The sequence below is a fragment of the Agarivorans sp. B2Z047 genome, assembly GCF_023373605.1.
GTDB lineage: Bacteria > Pseudomonadota > Gammaproteobacteria > Enterobacterales > Celerinatantimonadaceae > Agarivorans > Agarivorans albus.
The window spans coordinates 3,951,733-3,966,973 of sequence record NZ_CP088080.1 but is presented as its reverse complement, the minus strand read 5'-3'; the positions used below and the strand labels follow the sequence as shown (position 1 = coordinate 3,966,973).

The following is a 15,241-nucleotide window of genomic DNA, read 5'->3' as shown; positions in this document are numbered from 1 at the left end:
CATTTGCTAGTGCAGGGTCTAGATTTATCAAGAACAATAATTATTAGTCTATTCGCAAACACACCGGAAATGCAGCCATAACGGTTGCATACATGACAAGATGTCACACGGAGAATCATAATGAAGAAAGGATTGGCGAAGCTGTCACTTGCACTTGTAGCTAGTGCGGTAGCTGTGGGCGTTCAAGCGCAAACATTTGTCTTCTGTTCAGAAGGCAGTCCAGAAGGTTTTAACCCAAGTTTATATACAGCAGGAACCACTTTTGATGCGTCTTCTAAGACCATCTTTAACCGTTTGGTTGAATTTGAAGTAGGTACAACCAATGTTGTTCCAGGGTTGGCAGAGTCTTGGGATGTTTCTGAAGATGGCCTAGAGTACACCTTTCATTTACGCAAAGGCGTAAAATTTCACAGTCAGAAAAAAGGTTTCAAACCTTCTCGCGAGTTTAATGCTGACGACGTAGTGTTCACCTTTGAACGCCAAGATGACCCTGAGCATCCTTACCATAAAGTATCGGGTGGTTCTTACGAGTACTACAGCGGTATGGGTATGAACGACTTGGTTAAAGAGATCGTTAAAGTTGACGATTACACGGTTAAGTTTGTACTAAGCAAGCCTGAAGCTCCGTTTATTGCAAACATGGCGATGGACTTTGCATCTATCTTCTCTGCTGAGCAAGCTGATGCGATGTTAGCTGCCGGTACACCAGAGAAACTAGACTTAGACCCTGTAGGTACTGGTCCTTTCCAAAAAGTACAATACCAAAAAGATTCAATTATTCGCTACGTAGGTAATGCTGATTACTGGCAAGGCGCGCCTAAGATTGACCGTTTGGTATTCTCTATTACACCAGATGCATCAGTACGTTACGCCAAGCTTAAAGCTGGCGAGTGTCACGTAATGCCTTATCCAAACCCAGCTGATGTTGAGCAAATGCAAAAAGATGCTGACATCAACCTAATGAGCCAAGAAGGCTTAAACGTAGGTTACTTGGCATTTAATACCCAAAAAGCACCATTTGATAACGTTAAAGTTCGCCAAGCTCTTAGCCTAGCGGTTAACAAGCAAGCGATTATTGATGCGGTATTCCAGGGTAGCGGTAAAATTGCTAAAAACCCAATCCCACCAACAATGTGGTCTTACAACGAAGATACCGTTGATTACCCTTACGATCCGGTTAAAGCAAAAGCTTTATTGGCCGAAGCTGGTGTGACCGATCTTAAGACTAACATTTGGGCAATGCCAGTACAGCGTCCTTACAACCCTAACGCACGTCGTATGGCGGAAGTGATTCAAGCTGACTGGGCAAAAGTAGGCGTACAAGCTGAAATCGTTAGCTACGAATGGGGTGAATACCTTAAGCGTTCTAAGCAAGGTGAGCACGATACCGTGTTACTTGGTTGGACCGGTGATAATGGTGACCCAGATAACTTCCTAAGCGTATTACTAGGCTGTGATGCTGTTGGTGGTGGTAACCGTGCTATGTGGTGTCATAAGCCATTTAACGACGTAATCACTAAAGCTAAACAGATTTCTGTTCAAGCTGAACGTGCACCACTGTACGAAGAAGCACAGTTAATCTTTAAAGAACAAGCTCCGTGGGTAACAATTGCTCACTCAGTGGCTTACAAGCCAGTTCGTAAAGAAGTTCAAGGCTTTAAGATTGATCCATTAGGTGGTCACCACTTCTATGGCGTGTCGCTAAAATAAATATACTTAAGGGGCTGGCAACAGCCCCTTTCCTTCCTTCAGACACAGAGCTGTAGTTATGTTCCAGTTTATTATAAAAAAATTGATGTTGGTGATACCCACCTTCATCGGCATTACTCTTTTAACCTTTACTTTGATCCGCTTGATTCCTGGCGACCCAATAGAAGTAATGGCAGGTGAAAGGGGCGTGTCTCCTGAACGTCACGCAGCCTTGCGTGCCGAGTTGGGCTTAGACCAACCGTTGTTGGTCCAATACTTTGATTATGTGAAGAATATTGCGAGTGGCGATCTTGGACGTTCATTAATCACCAAGACGCCTGTAACCGAAGAATTTATGACCTTGTTTCCTGCCACTGTAGAGTTGGCTACCTGCGCAGCAATCTTTGCGATATTAGTAGGCTTGCCCTGCGGGATTATTGCTGCTGTGAAACGGGGTTCCTTATTTGACCACTCGGTCATGACCTTTTCTCTCACCGGCTATTCCATGCCCATATTCTGGTGGGCTCTGCTGTTAATGCTGGTGTTCTCGGTGAATTTGGGGATAACCCCAGTGTCCGGGCGGCTCGATGTGACCTTCTGGATTGATGAGGTCACCGGTTTTATGTTGATTGACACGCTGCTCTCCGATGAAGACGGCGCGTTTCTATCTGCACTACATCACTTAGTTTTACCAAGTATTGTGCTGGGAACCATTCCAATGGCAGTGATCGCCCGTATGACCCGCTCATCTATGCTTGAAGTGCTGGGTGAAGACTACATTCGTACCGCTCGCTCAAAAGGCATGGCGCCAATGCGAGTAATTGTAGTGCACGCTTTGCGTAATGCGCTTATTCCAGTAATTACAGTAATTGGTTTGCAGGTGGGCATTTTGTTATCGGGTGCGATTCTTACCGAAACAATTTTTGCTTGGCCAGGCATTGGTAAATGGTTGATTGAATCTATTGGCCGACGTGACTACCCAGTAGTACAAGGGGGCATTCTGATCGTGGCTACCATTATTATTGTGGTGAATTTGATTGTCGATATTCTTTACGGCGTGGTAAACCCACGGATCCGTCACGGCAAATAAGGAGGAGTGTATTATGTCTGAACAAACAACGACTCCAGCCACCACTGGACCACAAGTACAAACGCCGTTACAAGAATTTTGGGGCTACTTTAGTCAAAATACCGGAGCTGTGATTGGCTTGGTATTTATCGCAACAATGATTGTGGTGGCTTTATTAGCCAGTGTGATTGCGCCGCATTCTCCTATTGAACAATATCGTGATGCCTTGCTGCTACCACCGTTTTGGGTAGAGGGTGGTACCACCGCTCACCTATTGGGAACTGACGATGTTGGTCGCGATATCTTGTCGCGTCTAATTCATGGTGCGCAACTATCATTGTTTATTGGTTGCCTAGTGGTCACGCTGTCCTTAGGTATTGGCGTTATTCTGGGGCTGATTGCTGGATTCTTCCGTGGCTATGTTGAAACCATCATCATGCGCGCGGTAGACATTATGTTGGCCATGCCAAGCCTGTTATTGGCAATTGCAATTGTGGCTATCTTAGGTCCAAGCATTTTTAACGCAGCGATGGCAATTGCCATTGTATCTATGCCGCACTATGTGCGTTTAACCCGAGCCTCAACCATCGCAGAGTTGAACAAAGATTACGTGATTTCTTCACGGGTTGCTGGTGCTGGCTCATTGCGTTTGATGTTTATTACAATTCTACCTAACTGTACTGCACCACTTATCGTGCAGGCTACCTTGGGCTTCTCTAACGCTATTTTGGATATGGCTGCACTGGGATTCCTAGGTTTAGGTGCTCAACCGCCAACGCCAGAATGGGGAAGCATGTTAGCCGATGCCTTGCAGTTTGTGCAACGTGCTTGGTGGGTAGTTACCTTCCCAGGCCTTGTGATTCTGTTAACGGTATTAGCCTTTAACTTAATGGGCGACGGTTTACGTGATGCCCTTGATCCCAAGTTGAAGCAGTAGGAGAAGCCTTGTGTCTTTATTAGAAGTGAATAACCTTACTGTTGAGTTTGGTGATGGAGATAATCCATTTCGTGCGGTGGACCAAGTAGGTTACAGCGTAGAAAAGGGTGAAATTGTAGGTATTGTTGGCGAATCTGGCTCGGGCAAAAGTGTCAGTTCTTTGTCCATCATGGGGTTGATTGACTACCCGGGAAAAGTGACTGCCGACACCCTTAATTTCGAAGGGCAAGATCTATTGGCCATGCCAGAGGATAAACGTCGCGCGATTACCGGTGCTGAGATCGCGATGATTTTCCAAGAGCCAATGTCGAGCTTAAACCCGTGTTATACCGTTGAATACCAGATTAGCGAAGCCCTTAAAATTCATCAAAGCGGTGACAAAAAGTGGCGTCGTAAACGGGTAATCGAATTACTTGAGCAAGTAGGTATTCCAGATCCCGAATCGCGCTTAAAAACCTATCCGCATCAGTTATCGGGCGGTATGAGCCAGCGGGTGATGATTGCCATGGCGATAGCCTGCGATCCAAAACTGTTGATTGCTGATGAACCAACTACGGCTTTAGATGTAACCATTCAAGCGCAAATCGTCGATTTGTTGCTGGACTTACAAAAGCAGAAAAACATGGGCTTGGTGCTGATTACTCACGATTTGGCATTAGTGGCTGAGTCTGCTCACCGAGTGATTGTGATGTACGCAGGACAAGTGGTAGAAACCGGCCCAGCTGAAGAGATTTTCTCAACGCCGAAACATCCTTATACCCAAGCCTTGCTCCGTTCACTGCCTGAATCATCGGCAGGTAAAGAGCGTTTAGACGCACTACCTGGTGTAGTGCCCGGTGCGTTTGACCGACCAATCGGTTGTTTGTTAAACCCGCGTTGCCCTTATGCCACCGAGCGTTGTCAAAACGAACAGCCTGCAATGCAGGGAGAAGGAATGCGTCAAGTGCGATGCTTTACACCACTGGATGAAAGCGGGAGACCAAGCGCATGAGTGATAGCATTATGAAAGCAGCGGCTTTAGATGCTGCTCCAGCAGAAGAAACTACCCAAGAATCGGTATTGGCGGTAAACGGGGTTAAGAAGCATTACCACGTAAAAGCCGGTATGTTTAAACCAGACGCTACTGTCAAAGCCTTAGATGGTGTGAGCTTTAAGTTAGAGAAGGGTAAAACGTTGGCAGTGGTTGGTGAGTCAGGTTGCGGTAAGTCGACCTTAGCTCGGGTACTAACCATGATTGAAACGCCCACTGCAGGTGAGCTTTGCTTTGATGGCAAAGACATTCTTAGCTTGGGTAAGGATGCCGCCAAAGCCTTGCGTCAAAAGATCCAAATCATCTTCCAAAACCCTTATGGTTCGCTGAATCCGCGCAAAAAAGTAGGGACCATTCTCGAAGAACCTTTGGTGATTAACAGCGATATGAGCAAGGCTGAGCGAAAGCAAAAAGCTTTAGCTATGTTAGCCAAAGTGGGCTTACGCCCTGAGCATTACGATCGTTACCCACACATGTTCTCTGGTGGTCAGCGCCAACGTATCGCTATTGCACGCGGTTTGATGCTTGACCCTAAGGTTGTGGTAGCCGATGAGCCTGTATCGGCGCTAGACGTGTCTGTGCAGGCGCAGGTGCTAAACCTGATGATGGATTTGCAAGATGAGATGGGCTTAAGTTATATCTTCATTTCGCATGATTTATCGGTTGTAGAGCACATTGCAGATGAAGTGATGGTGATGTACTTAGGCAAGGCGGTAGAATATGCTTCTTGTGAGGAGCTGTTTGCTAATCCTAAGCATCCTTATACTCAAGCGCTGTTATCAAGTACGCCGCGCTTAGATTCTAGCCATCGCCGCGAGAAAATTAAGCTAGAAGGTGAACTGCCTTCGCCACTTAACCCACCTAAAGGTTGTGCTTTCCACGCACGTTGTCGTTATGCCAATGAGCGATGCAATAAAGAGCAGCCAAGTTTGGTAAGCGAAGCTAATGCGCAAGTTGCGTGTTTTGCTCGAGAAGAAGGGCGAATCGCTTAACTTGCACGCTATCCAATCAAAAAGCGGGCTTGTCCCGCTTTTTTTATTGCGTCATCACGTGTAAGTTAGCAGCATTAATCGTTTTAAGGTTCAAGACGTTGGCGTTGTTAGCAAAGTTGAAAATCAAATCCCTGCCTATTACTTTGTTGTTGCTTGTAAGCCTTGGCGCTTGGCAACAAGCTAAGGCCAATACTCTGGTTTGGGGAACCGCTTTTCACGCCGAGCCGCAGCAACTTGTTGATGAACTGGATGCCAATAGTAACTTTATTAATCACTTGTTGTTCGACCCCTTATTTTTACTCGATCAACAAGGGCGTATTGCGCCACGTTTAATCACCAAGTGGAAAATTATTTCTCCCACACAGATTCAGTTTGAATTACGCAGTGGCGTAGTGTTTCACTCTGGTAATCCACTCACTGCCGAAGACGTAGAGTGGACCTTCCAACAACTTTCTCAGCAAGCTCATTTACATGCGTTGTTTGCACCTATTAAGAGCTTAAAGGCGCTTAATACCCTGCAATTTGAAGTTCGTACTTATCGGCCTTTTTCTGAGTTGATTCAACGTTTAAGTTTTATTTTTCCGGCAGATAAGCAGTTTTACACCACTGAAGAAAACACCAGCTCATCCTTTGCTGTATCGGGTACTGGCCCTTTTAAAGTAAGCCGTTATGTGCCGGGTATTGTTACTGAGTTTGAAATTCATTCAAGCTACTGGCGTACTAATCGTAGCAATGTACAACGGATTAAAGTGGTGCCGATTAAACAAGCTGAAATGCGCATGGCTAGCTTGTTTTCTCGCGATGTTGATATCGTAGATCACGTGCCAGAGAACTACGTAGAGTTGCTCAATAAAGATAAGCAATTGTCGGTGATTCAAACCGAAGGGTTAAAGTGGTTAGCTATTGAATTAAACCAGCGTAACCCAGCCTTAGATAATCGTAGAGTCCGCCAAGCGCTAAACTTAGCCATCGATAATATTCGCTTGGCCGAGGTGTTAGGGCCTTATGCTTTGGCTTCTACTCAGCTAAGCATACCAGGGCAAGCCGGTTACAATGCCGAGCTGTTGCCACGTTATAACTTGTTGTTGGCGCATCAATTGTTACAGCAAGCGGGTTACGAAAAAGGCTTTAAATTAACCATGGCTGTACCTGAGTCATTATTTGGTGACCAATCTAAAGTGGTTTCACAGTTAGTGTCGATGTTGGATCGGGTGAATATTTCTTTGCAGCCGCAATGGTTAAGTGATCAAGACTACCAGTTGGCAGTGGATAGTTGTTCAAGTGACTTAGTGTTAACACGTAGGCAGGGAGATGCGGGCAATGTGTTGTCTATTGCGCGGGCGATGTTTCTCAGTGAGGGGGAACCAATTACCGATGAGGGGGGACCTTGTGAAGCCTACCAAAATGATAAAATTAGCCAACTTATTCTGGCCGGCGAGCAAGAGCTAGATGAGGAGAAACGCGCTAAAATTATTCAGTACTTAGAGCAGCAAATCTATCAGGAAGCAGTATTTGTTCCCTTATACTGGCAGCGAAAAATTTGGGCCTTGAACCAGCGGATTGATATAAAGAATATGAATCGGGCTAGTCCATTCCCATTGTTCGAGCAGCTACAGGTGCTTGATTAGCAGCTTAAGCTTGGCAGAAACGTTCAATTTTTTGTTGGATGCCTTTGCTATCTAAACCGAGTAAGTCATAAATTTGTTCTTGGCTACCTTGCTCAACAAAATTATCGGGTAAGCCAATGTTTAGTACTTTTACTTGGTTAAGCTGCTGAGCAAATAAGAATTCGTTTACTGCAGAACCTGCGCCGCCTTGTATTGCATTTTCTTCCACTGTTACTAGCACATCATGCTCGGCAACCAAGGCTTTAATGCACGCTTCGTCTAAGGGCTTAACAAAGCGCATATCAACCAAGGTCGCATCTAGTTGCTCGGCCACTGGTGCGGCTTTACACAGTAAACTACCAAAGTTAAGAATGGCGATTTTCTTGCCTTCTCTAATGACCCTAGCTTGACCAATTTCCATAGCGGTCATTTCGCTATTTACCGGTGTATTATCGGCACCACCACGCGGGTAGCGCACCGCTGCAGGGCCTTGATGCAAGTGGCCGGTGTAGAGCATCTGCCTACATTCGTCTTCGTTAGCTGGTGCCATAATCACTAAGTTAGGCACGGTGCGTAGGTAGCTTAAATCAAAAGCACCTTGGTGAGTTGGGCCATCGGCCCCAACAATGCCAGCACGGTCAATGGCAAACAACACCGGTAAATTTTGAATTGCTACATCGTGAATTAGTTGATCATAGGCGCGCTGTAAAAAGGTACTGTAAATCGCAACAACCGGTTGGTAACCGGCAATTGCTAAGCCCGCAGCAAAGGTTACAGCATGCTGCTCGGCAATGGCCACATCGAAGTATTGATCTGGAAACTCTTTAGAAAAACGCACCATGCCTGAGCCTTCGCGCATGGCGGGTGTAATTCCCATCAGTTTTTTATCTTTGGCTGCCATGTCGCACAACCAGTCACCAAAAACTTTAGAAAATGTAGGGGCTGCGCCTTTGCTTTTAGGCAAGTTGTCTTGGCTAGGGTCAAATTTAGGCACCCCGTGATAACCAATTGGATCTTGCTCTGCGGGTAGGTAACCTTTACCTTTTTTGGTCATTACATGCAGAATTTGCGGGCCTTTTAAGTCGCGCATATTGCTTAAGGTGCGCACCAAGCCTTTCACATCATGGCCATCAATTGGGCCAATGTAATTAAAACCAAATTCTTCAAACAAAGTACCCGGCACTACCATGCCTTTAAGGTGTTCTTCCGCTCTGCGAGCGAGCTCTTTAATCGGTGGCATGCCACTCAGTACTTTTTTGCCGCCTTCACGTAGCGACGAGTACAAAGAGCCAGAAAGAATATTGGCTAAAGAATTATTCAGTGCGCCAACGTTCTCAGAAATCGACATCTCGTTGTCATTAAGAATCACTAACATGTCGTTATGAATAGCACCAGCATGGTTTAGTGCTTCAAAAGCCATGCCTGCGGTCATTGCGCCATCACCAATTACAGCAACCACTTTACGGCCTTGCTGTTCTTTTTCAGCCGCAATAGCCATACCTAAGGCGGCACCAATAGAAGTGCTTGAATGGCCTACGCTGAGTACATCGTATTCACTTTCGCCGCGCCATGGGAAAGGGTGCAAGCCTTTAAATTGGCGAATGGTCGACATTTTTTCACGGCGACCAGTTAAAATTTTGTGCGGATAAGCTTGGTGGCCTACGTCCCAAACCAGTTTATCGAACGGGGTGTTATATACGTAATGCAAGGCTACCGTTAGCTCAACAGCACCTAAACCTGATGCTAAATGGCCACTCGATTGGCTGACACTGTTAAGAAGGTATTGGCGAAGTTCGTCACACAGCTCAGGCAGCTGTTGTTGCTCAAGCTGGCGAAGTTGCGGAGGCAAGTCAGCCAGAGCAAGTGTAGGGTAATCTTTAATATTCAGTGTCATATAAAATGCTTATCATTATTCTTATTGTTGACGACTAGTTGTTTCGATGTACGACATAATCAGCTAATAAGGCTAGCAACTCACTATTGTAAGGCAAACTCTCTAAGGCTTGAAGCGCTTCTTTGCCTAGGTTTTCAGCTTTTTCTATGGCGCCTTCAAGGCCCAGTAAACTCGGGTAAGTGCTCTTATTTAGGGCCTGATCTGAGCCCTGTGGTTTACCTAAAGTGTCGGTATCACTAATTATATCTAAAATGTCATCACGAACTTGAAAGGCTAAGCCTAACGCATCTGCATAACGAGCTAAAGCCTGCTGCTCATTTGCTTGTTCAATCTTGCTACAAACTGCGCCTAACATTACCGCTGCTTTGATAATGGCACCGGTTTTGTGTTGGTGCACTCTTTCTAGTTGTTCAAGGCTAACCTGTTGGTTGGTTGCCGCAATATCTAATGCCTGACCACCACACATGCCGTTATAACCAGCCGCTTGGCTTAGTATTTTAAGCATGGCCACCTTTTGGGCATCGCTGGCCGGTGCTTCAGCAATTAAGCTAAAGGCGAGGCTTTGTAAGGCGTCACCCGCTAGTATTGCGGTGGCTTCATCATAAGCAATATGGCAAGTAGGCTGGCCACGGCGCAGTTCATCATCATCCATGGCGGGTAAATCATCATGAATTAGCGAATAGGCGTGAATGCACTCTACAGCCGCTGCCGCAGCATTAAGTATATCTTTGGGCGCTTTGTTTAATTGCCCAACTAAATAAACTAACAGCGGTCGCACTCGCTTACCGCCTAACAATAGGCCGTGACGCATGGCTGCCAGTAGCTTTGGGTCATTAACAACTTGATTGGCTAAAACACTGTCTAAATGGGTGTTTATTTGGGATTGGTAGTCAGCAATGGTGCTAGCTAAACTAGAATTCACTCAGAAGGCTCCTGCACTAAAGGTTCTAGTGAATCGCCATTTGGCCCTTGGCGAAGTATCTCAACTTGCTGTTGAGCCTGTTGCAATTTAGCTTGGCCAGCATTGGCTAAACTGATGCCGCGTTCAAACTGCTTAAGAGAATCTTCTAGGCTTAGCTCACCTTGTTCAAGCTGTTGAACAATGTCTTCAAGTTCATTTAAGGTTTCTTCAAACTTCATCTTTTCTGGTTTTTTTGCAACCATGCTAGAGCCTCTATCAAGCGTATTCTGGCGCAAAGTTACCTTAGCCGTATGGGTAGGTCAAACTTGCGACTCAAGTATTTTAATATTGGCCGATAAATATAGAAGAGCTTGGTAGGTCAAGATATTGAAATGAGAACACAAAATTACCTTCGATTCTGTTTTGCGAGTAGACTAGTATTAGTTTAATTAGAATCTCTAGGCTACAGGTTAAAAGGAAAAAGCAGTGGATTTAGCAACGCTGATTGGGATTATCGGCGCCTTCGCCTTTGTTGTTATGGCGATGGTGATGGGTGGCGGAATTGAGATTTTTATCGACATTCCCTCGGTACTAATTGTTTTTTGTGGCTCCTTGTTTGTTGTATTGATGAAATACAACCTAGGTCAGTTTTTGGGAGCGATTAAAATTGCGGCTAAGGCTTTTATGTTTAAAGCCGACAAGCCCGACGATCTTATAGAGCGCTCTGTAGAAATGGCCGACGCCGCTCGTAAAGGCGGCTTTTTGGCGCTAGAAGAAGCCGAGATCACCAACCCCTTTATGCAAAAAGGTATCGATATGCTGGTGGATGGCCATGATGCCGACGTCGTGCGCGCCACCATGGAAAAGGATATCTTGCTTACCTCTGAGCGCCATGAATTTGGAGCCGGTATTTTTAAAGCCTTAGGTGACGTAGCACCAGCCATGGGGATGATTGGTACCTTGATTGGTCTGGTAGCCATGTTATCTAACATGGATGACCCTAAGTCTATTGGTCCTGCTATGGCGGTAGCCTTGTTAACGACTTTGTATGGTGCCATTCTCGCCAACATGGTGGCCATTCCTATTAGCGAAAAATTGCTGTTGCGTGCTGGTGAAGAAAAGCTTAACCGTAGTTTGATTTTGGATGCTGTATTGGGTATTCAAGATGGCCAGAACCCGCGAGTGATTGAGGGTGTTTTGAAAAACTACTTGCCAGAAGGCAAACGCTCACTAGGCACAACAGACGAGTAGGTAGCGTAGTATGGAAGAACCTTGCAAGTGCCCCCCCGAAGGACTGCCCGCATGGATGGGCACCTTCGCCGATCTCATGTCTCTGTTGATGTGCTTCTTTGTATTGCTGTTGGCTTTCTCGGAAATGGACGTACTAAAGTTTAAGCAAATTGCCGGTTCAATGAAGTATGCTTTTGGTGTGCAAAATCTACTGGAAGTAAAAGACATTCCAAAAGGAACCTCGGTAATTGCGCAAGAGTTTAGGCCGGGCCGCCCTGAGCCAACACCTATCGAAACCATCATGCAGCAAACCATTGATATGACTCAGGCCAAGCTTGAGTTTCATGATGGTGAAGAAGCTGATGCCGGTGGTCAGCAAAAAGCCGCTGGCCAGCAAACTGGTGGCCGAGCCTCAGCAACTCAAGCTCAGTCTTCACAAAGCCAGTCCGAAACCCAAGCCCAACAAAATGAAACGGCTAAACGAATCGCTCAGCAGTTGCGTGACCAAATTGAAGATGGCGCCATTGAGGTGGAATCGCTTGGTCAGCAAATTATTATTCGGGTGCGAGAGAAGGGCGCTTTCCCTTCAGGATCTGCCTTTTTACAACCTAAGTTTCGCCCGGTTATTCGCCGTGTGGGTGAGGTGATTAAGGACATTCCAGGTATTGTTACTGTGTCTGGCCATACCGATAATCAGCAAGCAGAGTCAGAGTTGTATCGCTCTAACTGGGATTTATCTAGTCAGCGTGCTGTGTCGGTGGCTCATGAACTCATTAAAGTGCGTGGTTTTGCCGAAGAGCGCTTAATCGTGAGCGGATTAGCAGATACTCAACCCTTGATGAAAAACAATACCATCGAGAACCGCCGTCGAAACCGCCGCGTAGAAATCGGCATTATGCAAGGTAAGGCCTCTCAATCTGGTGAGATTGCCGTTTCTGGAGAAGAGTAAACCAGCCAACTCGCTTCGCTGAGCTAAGCGAGTTTTGTATTTTCTCAATTTGTACTTTTCCCAAAATTCCTGCCAAGGCGAGCTAAACTAAACAATATTGGCTCGCTGCCTTAACTCGCGGTATAATTCGCGCCCAAATTTATCAAGGCCCTTGAGTTATGAAGTTCATCGTTAAACTATTTCCAGAAATTGCCATGAAGAGTAAGCCGGTTCGTAAGCGCTTCAGTAAAATTCTTCAAAGCAATATTCGCAATGTAATTAGTCCAATCGATGAAACTATTCGAGTGCGTTTAGATTGGGATCGCATGGTTGTTACTTCGCGTAACGACAGCGAAGAGAACCGCGAAGCGCTGATTCAAGCACTTTCTTCTACGCCGGGTATCGTGCACTTCTTGGAAGTGAAACAACATAGCTACACCGATTTACACAATATTTATGAGTTAACTTTTGACGCTTGGAAAGATCGTTTAAAAGACAAAACCTTTTGTGTGCGGGTTAAGCGCAGTGGCAAACACGATTTCTCATCTATTGAAGTAGAGCGTTACGTTGGTGGTGGTTTAAACCAACATTGTGAGAGCAATGGGGTGCGTTTAAAAAATCCTGACGTAACGGTGAAAATCGAAATCGCCGACGACGTGATGTATTTGGTGCAAGAGAAGCACCCAGGTTTAGGCGGTTTCCCAATCGCAACACAAGAAAGTGTATTGTCGCTTATTTCTGGCGGTTTTGACTCGGGCGTGTCGAGTTATCAACTCATCAAGCGTGGCGCAAAAGTGCACTACTGTTTCTTTAATTTAGGTGGTCGCGCTCATGAGCTAGGCGTTAAGCAAGTTGCTCATCACCTCTGGAAGCGCTTCGGTTCGTCGCACCGGGTTAAGTTTGTTGCGGTGGATTTTGATCCAGTGGTGAACGAGATACTTGAAAAAGTAGACAACGGCCAAATGGGCGTAGTACTCAAACGTATGATGGTGCGAGCAGCGTCTAAGGTGGCTCAGCATTTAGATATTCCCGCATTGGTAACCGGTGAAGCGGTAGGTCAAGTATCTAGCCAAACCTTGGTTAACTTAAGCATGATTGACCGAGTGTCAGAAACCTTGATTCTTCGCCCGCTAATTGCCACCGATAAACAAGATATTATTGATACGGCTAAGCATATTGGCACCAACGATTTTGCCGAAACTATGCCAGAGTACTGTGGTGTTATTTCTAACAAGCCAACGGTAAAAGCGGTTGAGTCTAAGCTACTGGCCGAAGAAGAAAACTTCGATTTTGCGATTTTGGATAAGGTAGTAGAAGAGTGCCGCATTACCGATATTCGTGATGTGACCAAAGAAGCCGACGAGCAAGTGACCGAAGTGCTTAGCGAAGAAGAGCTAGCACAAGATAAAGAAGCGGTTGTTTTAGATATTCGCTCCATAGAAGAACAAGAGCAACAGCCCTTTAGTTTAGAAGAAGTGGAAGTTAAGCATATCCCATTCTTTAAGTTAGCTACTCAGTTTGGCGATTTAGACCAATCTAAGCATTACATGCTGTATTGTGACCGTGGGGTCATGAGCAAATTACAAGCTTTGTATTTGCAAGATGCTGGTTTTAAAAATGTCGGTGTTTATAGCAACAAATAAGCATGAAATAGAGCCGACGAAAGTCGGCTTTTTTATTGGATGTTCCAAGCAAACTCATTAAAAAATAGGCATTTTTCTGCCCACTTAGCATTTTTACAAGCTTTTATTGCTAACCCGCTCAAATCCTGCGTCTCGTCACACCCTTTGCCGCCGGGTGGTATAAACTTAAACTAGGTTTTAGCATAAAGGGGTAGATGTATGAGCGATCTATTTTTAGTTACTGCCACCGGTGAGGATAAGCCGGGTACACTAAATCGCTTGGCCGATATCACCCACTCTCATCAAGGAAAGTGGTTAAGTAGTCGGGTTGTAAATTTGGATGGTCAAGTGGCTTGTATCTTCAAAGTGCAGGTTCCGCAAAAAAATACTCAGGCCTTGCAGCAAGCCTTGCTAGCGGTAGATGACTTACACCTAAGCATTAACGGCTGCAAACCTGCCCACTTATCTCAAAGTGAATCATTAAGTTTGGTTATTGATGCAGAAGATCGCCCCGGCCTCATTAACGATATTACGCGTTTGCTAGTCGGGCATGGCGTTAATGTTAACAAGCTTGAATGCCATAGAATGAGCGTACCTGAAGCTGGGGGGAGTGTATTTACCGCCGAGCTTGATCTAATGGTGCCAGACAGTGAGAACACTGCTGGAATTATTGCCGAGATAGAAGGTTTGCAATCTCAAATGGTGGTTAATCAAGTTCACTAATCGGTAGGTTACCAAGAGCAAAAAAGGGCAGTTTAACTGCCCTTTTTAGTGAGTAAAGACAGTGAACTAGTTATTTGAGATTAAATTCTTTCACTGCATTAAGAATGCTTCGAATACTGTATTGACCAATAAATTTGCCATTTTGCACCACTGGCATTCTGCGACGTTTCTCTTTAATCAACTTTTCTGCAACAGCAAGAATATCCATGTCGGTGCCAATAATATCTACTTCTTCACTCATGTAATCAGCGACTGAACCACCAATCTCCCCATGATAAGTGCCTTTTAAAATGGCCTGTAAGCAGTCAATTTCAGAAATAACACCAACTACTTCACGTCGCTCGTTGATGACGGTTGCGCCAGAAACCTTGGCGGTAATCATGATATCAATCGCTTCAAATAGTGAGTTTGAAGGGGTAACCGTAACCGGATTTTTGGTCATGTAGTCAATTGCTCGAATAGAGGTTAACGGCATGCTTTCTTCCTTAAAATTGCAGGGTTTCTTTAAGATATGAATAAAAAAAATGCTTTTTGTCCAGTTGTTTGTATAAAAAACTGGTGCGACTTAAAAAAACCAGGGTGACTTTGAATTAATTGTAGTTGTAATGTTGCTCAATAG

At 45.3% G+C, this 15,241-nt stretch carries 14 protein-coding genes; 10 read left to right on the top strand and 4 right to left on the bottom strand.

The window, feature by feature from the left end:
- The first annotated feature begins 120 nt into the window (after positions 1-120).
- The 6 genes from LQZ07_RS18130 (at position 121) to LQZ07_RS18105 (ending at position 7,345) form a co-directional block, all read left to right on the top strand.
- On the top strand, positions 121-1,710 hold the full coding sequence (locus LQZ07_RS18130; RefSeq protein WP_152781802.1) for an ABC transporter substrate-binding protein: 1,590 nt from the start codon (positions 121-123) through the stop codon (positions 1,708-1,710).
- A gap of 58 nt (positions 1,711-1,768) precedes the next feature.
- Complete coding sequence (locus LQZ07_RS18125) at positions 1,769-2,779, top strand: ABC transporter permease subunit (protein ID WP_016402697.1); 1,011 nt, start codon at positions 1,769-1,771, stop codon at positions 2,777-2,779.
- A 13-nt stretch (positions 2,780-2,792) separates the two neighbouring features.
- Complete coding sequence (dppC, locus tag LQZ07_RS18120) at positions 2,793-3,695, top strand: dipeptide ABC transporter permease DppC (RefSeq protein ID WP_152781800.1); 903 nt, start codon at positions 2,793-2,795, stop codon at positions 3,693-3,695.
- A gap of 10 nt (positions 3,696-3,705) precedes the next feature.
- Positions 3,706-4,686: a dipeptide ABC transporter ATP-binding protein gene (dppD, locus tag LQZ07_RS18115; RefSeq protein ID WP_016402699.1), complete on the top strand. Its 981-nt coding sequence runs from the start codon at positions 3,706-3,708 to the stop codon at positions 4,684-4,686.
- Positions 4,683-5,717, top strand: a complete 1,035-nt coding sequence (locus LQZ07_RS18110) for a peptide ABC transporter ATP-binding protein (RefSeq protein ID WP_152781798.1) — start codon at positions 4,683-4,685, stop codon at positions 5,715-5,717. The genes dppD and LQZ07_RS18110 overlap by 4 nt, the downstream gene beginning before the upstream one ends.
- A gap of 98 nt (positions 5,718-5,815) precedes the next feature.
- On the top strand, positions 5,816-7,345 hold the full coding sequence (locus LQZ07_RS18105; protein WP_194164109.1) for an ABC transporter substrate-binding protein: 1,530 nt from the start codon (positions 5,816-5,818) through the stop codon (positions 7,343-7,345).
- Positions 7,346-7,349: 4 nt separating this feature from the next.
- Here LQZ07_RS18105 and dxs read toward each other — a convergent pair whose 3' ends face one another.
- The 3 genes from dxs to LQZ07_RS18090 are packed head-to-tail and all read right to left on the bottom strand — an operon-like array spanning position 7,350 to position 10,382.
- Positions 7,350-9,218 (bottom strand): 1-deoxy-D-xylulose-5-phosphate synthase, encoded by a 1,869-nt coding sequence (dxs, locus tag LQZ07_RS18100; RefSeq protein WP_152781794.1) that lies wholly within the window; start codon positions 9,216-9,218, stop codon positions 7,350-7,352.
- A 34-nt stretch (positions 9,219-9,252) separates the two neighbouring features.
- The gene (ispA, locus tag LQZ07_RS18095; protein WP_249483241.1) at positions 9,253-10,140 is read right to left on the bottom strand and encodes a (2E,6E)-farnesyl diphosphate synthase; all 888 of its coding nucleotides are present in this window, start codon (positions 10,138-10,140) and stop codon (positions 9,253-9,255) included.
- Positions 10,137-10,382, bottom strand: a complete 246-nt coding sequence (locus tag LQZ07_RS18090) for an exodeoxyribonuclease VII small subunit (protein ID WP_016402704.1) — start codon at positions 10,380-10,382, stop codon at positions 10,137-10,139. Before LQZ07_RS18090 ends, ispA begins: the two co-directional genes overlap by 4 nt.
- Positions 10,383-10,605: 223 nt before the next feature.
- On the opposite strand from LQZ07_RS18090, the gene pomA reads away from it, so the two are divergent.
- The 4 genes from pomA (at position 10,606) to LQZ07_RS18070 (ending at position 14,622) form a co-directional block, all read left to right on the top strand.
- On the top strand, positions 10,606-11,370 hold the full coding sequence (pomA, locus tag LQZ07_RS18085; RefSeq protein ID WP_221074381.1) for a flagellar motor protein PomA: 765 nt from the start codon (positions 10,606-10,608) through the stop codon (positions 11,368-11,370).
- Positions 11,371-11,380: 10 nt separating this feature from the next.
- Positions 11,381-12,298: a flagellar motor protein MotB gene (locus LQZ07_RS18080; RefSeq protein WP_040307387.1), complete on the top strand. Its 918-nt coding sequence runs from the start codon at positions 11,381-11,383 to the stop codon at positions 12,296-12,298.
- 158 nt (positions 12,299-12,456) lie between these two features.
- Positions 12,457-13,920, top strand: a complete 1,464-nt coding sequence (gene thiI / locus LQZ07_RS18075) for a tRNA uracil 4-sulfurtransferase ThiI (protein WP_152781792.1) — start codon at positions 12,457-12,459, stop codon at positions 13,918-13,920.
- A gap of 198 nt (positions 13,921-14,118) precedes the next feature.
- Positions 14,119-14,622: a glycine cleavage system protein R gene (locus LQZ07_RS18070; RefSeq protein WP_016402708.1), complete on the top strand. Its 504-nt coding sequence runs from the start codon at positions 14,119-14,121 to the stop codon at positions 14,620-14,622.
- Positions 14,623-14,692: 70 nt separating this feature from the next.
- Here LQZ07_RS18070 and LQZ07_RS18065 read toward each other — a convergent pair whose 3' ends face one another.
- Complete coding sequence (locus LQZ07_RS18065) at positions 14,693-15,097, bottom strand: CBS domain-containing protein (RefSeq protein WP_016402709.1); 405 nt, start codon at positions 15,095-15,097, stop codon at positions 14,693-14,695.
- Positions 15,098-15,241: the final 144 nt, after the last annotated feature.

Excerpts from the sequence above, each read along its gene's own strand:
- LQZ07_RS18130 (WP_152781802.1), top strand. The coding sequence starts at position 121 with ATGAAGAAAGGATTGGCGAAGCTGTCACTTGCACTTGTAGCTAGTGCG.
- LQZ07_RS18125 (WP_016402697.1), top strand. The coding sequence starts at position 1,769 with ATGTTCCAGTTTATTATAAAAAAATTGATGTTGGTGATACCCACCTTC.
- dppC (WP_152781800.1), top strand. The coding sequence starts at position 2,793 with ATGTCTGAACAAACAACGACTCCAGCCACCACTGGACCACAAGTACAA.
- LQZ07_RS18110 (WP_152781798.1), top strand. The coding sequence starts at position 4,683 with ATGAGTGATAGCATTATGAAAGCAGCGGCTTTAGATGCTGCTCCAGCA.
- dxs (WP_152781794.1), bottom strand. The coding sequence starts at position 9,218 with ATGACACTGAATATTAAAGATTACCCTACACTTGCTCTGGCTGACTTG.
- LQZ07_RS18090 (WP_016402704.1), bottom strand. The coding sequence starts at position 10,382 with ATGGTTGCAAAAAAACCAGAAAAGATGAAGTTTGAAGAAACCTTAAAT.
- LQZ07_RS18080 (WP_040307387.1), top strand. The coding sequence starts at position 11,381 with ATGGAAGAACCTTGCAAGTGCCCCCCCGAAGGACTGCCCGCATGGATG.
- thiI (WP_152781792.1), top strand. The coding sequence starts at position 12,457 with ATGAAGTTCATCGTTAAACTATTTCCAGAAATTGCCATGAAGAGTAAG.
- LQZ07_RS18070 (WP_016402708.1), top strand. The coding sequence starts at position 14,119 with ATGAGCGATCTATTTTTAGTTACTGCCACCGGTGAGGATAAGCCGGGT.
- LQZ07_RS18065 (WP_016402709.1), bottom strand. The coding sequence starts at position 15,097 with ATGCCGTTAACCTCTATTCGAGCAATTGACTACATGACCAAAAATCCG.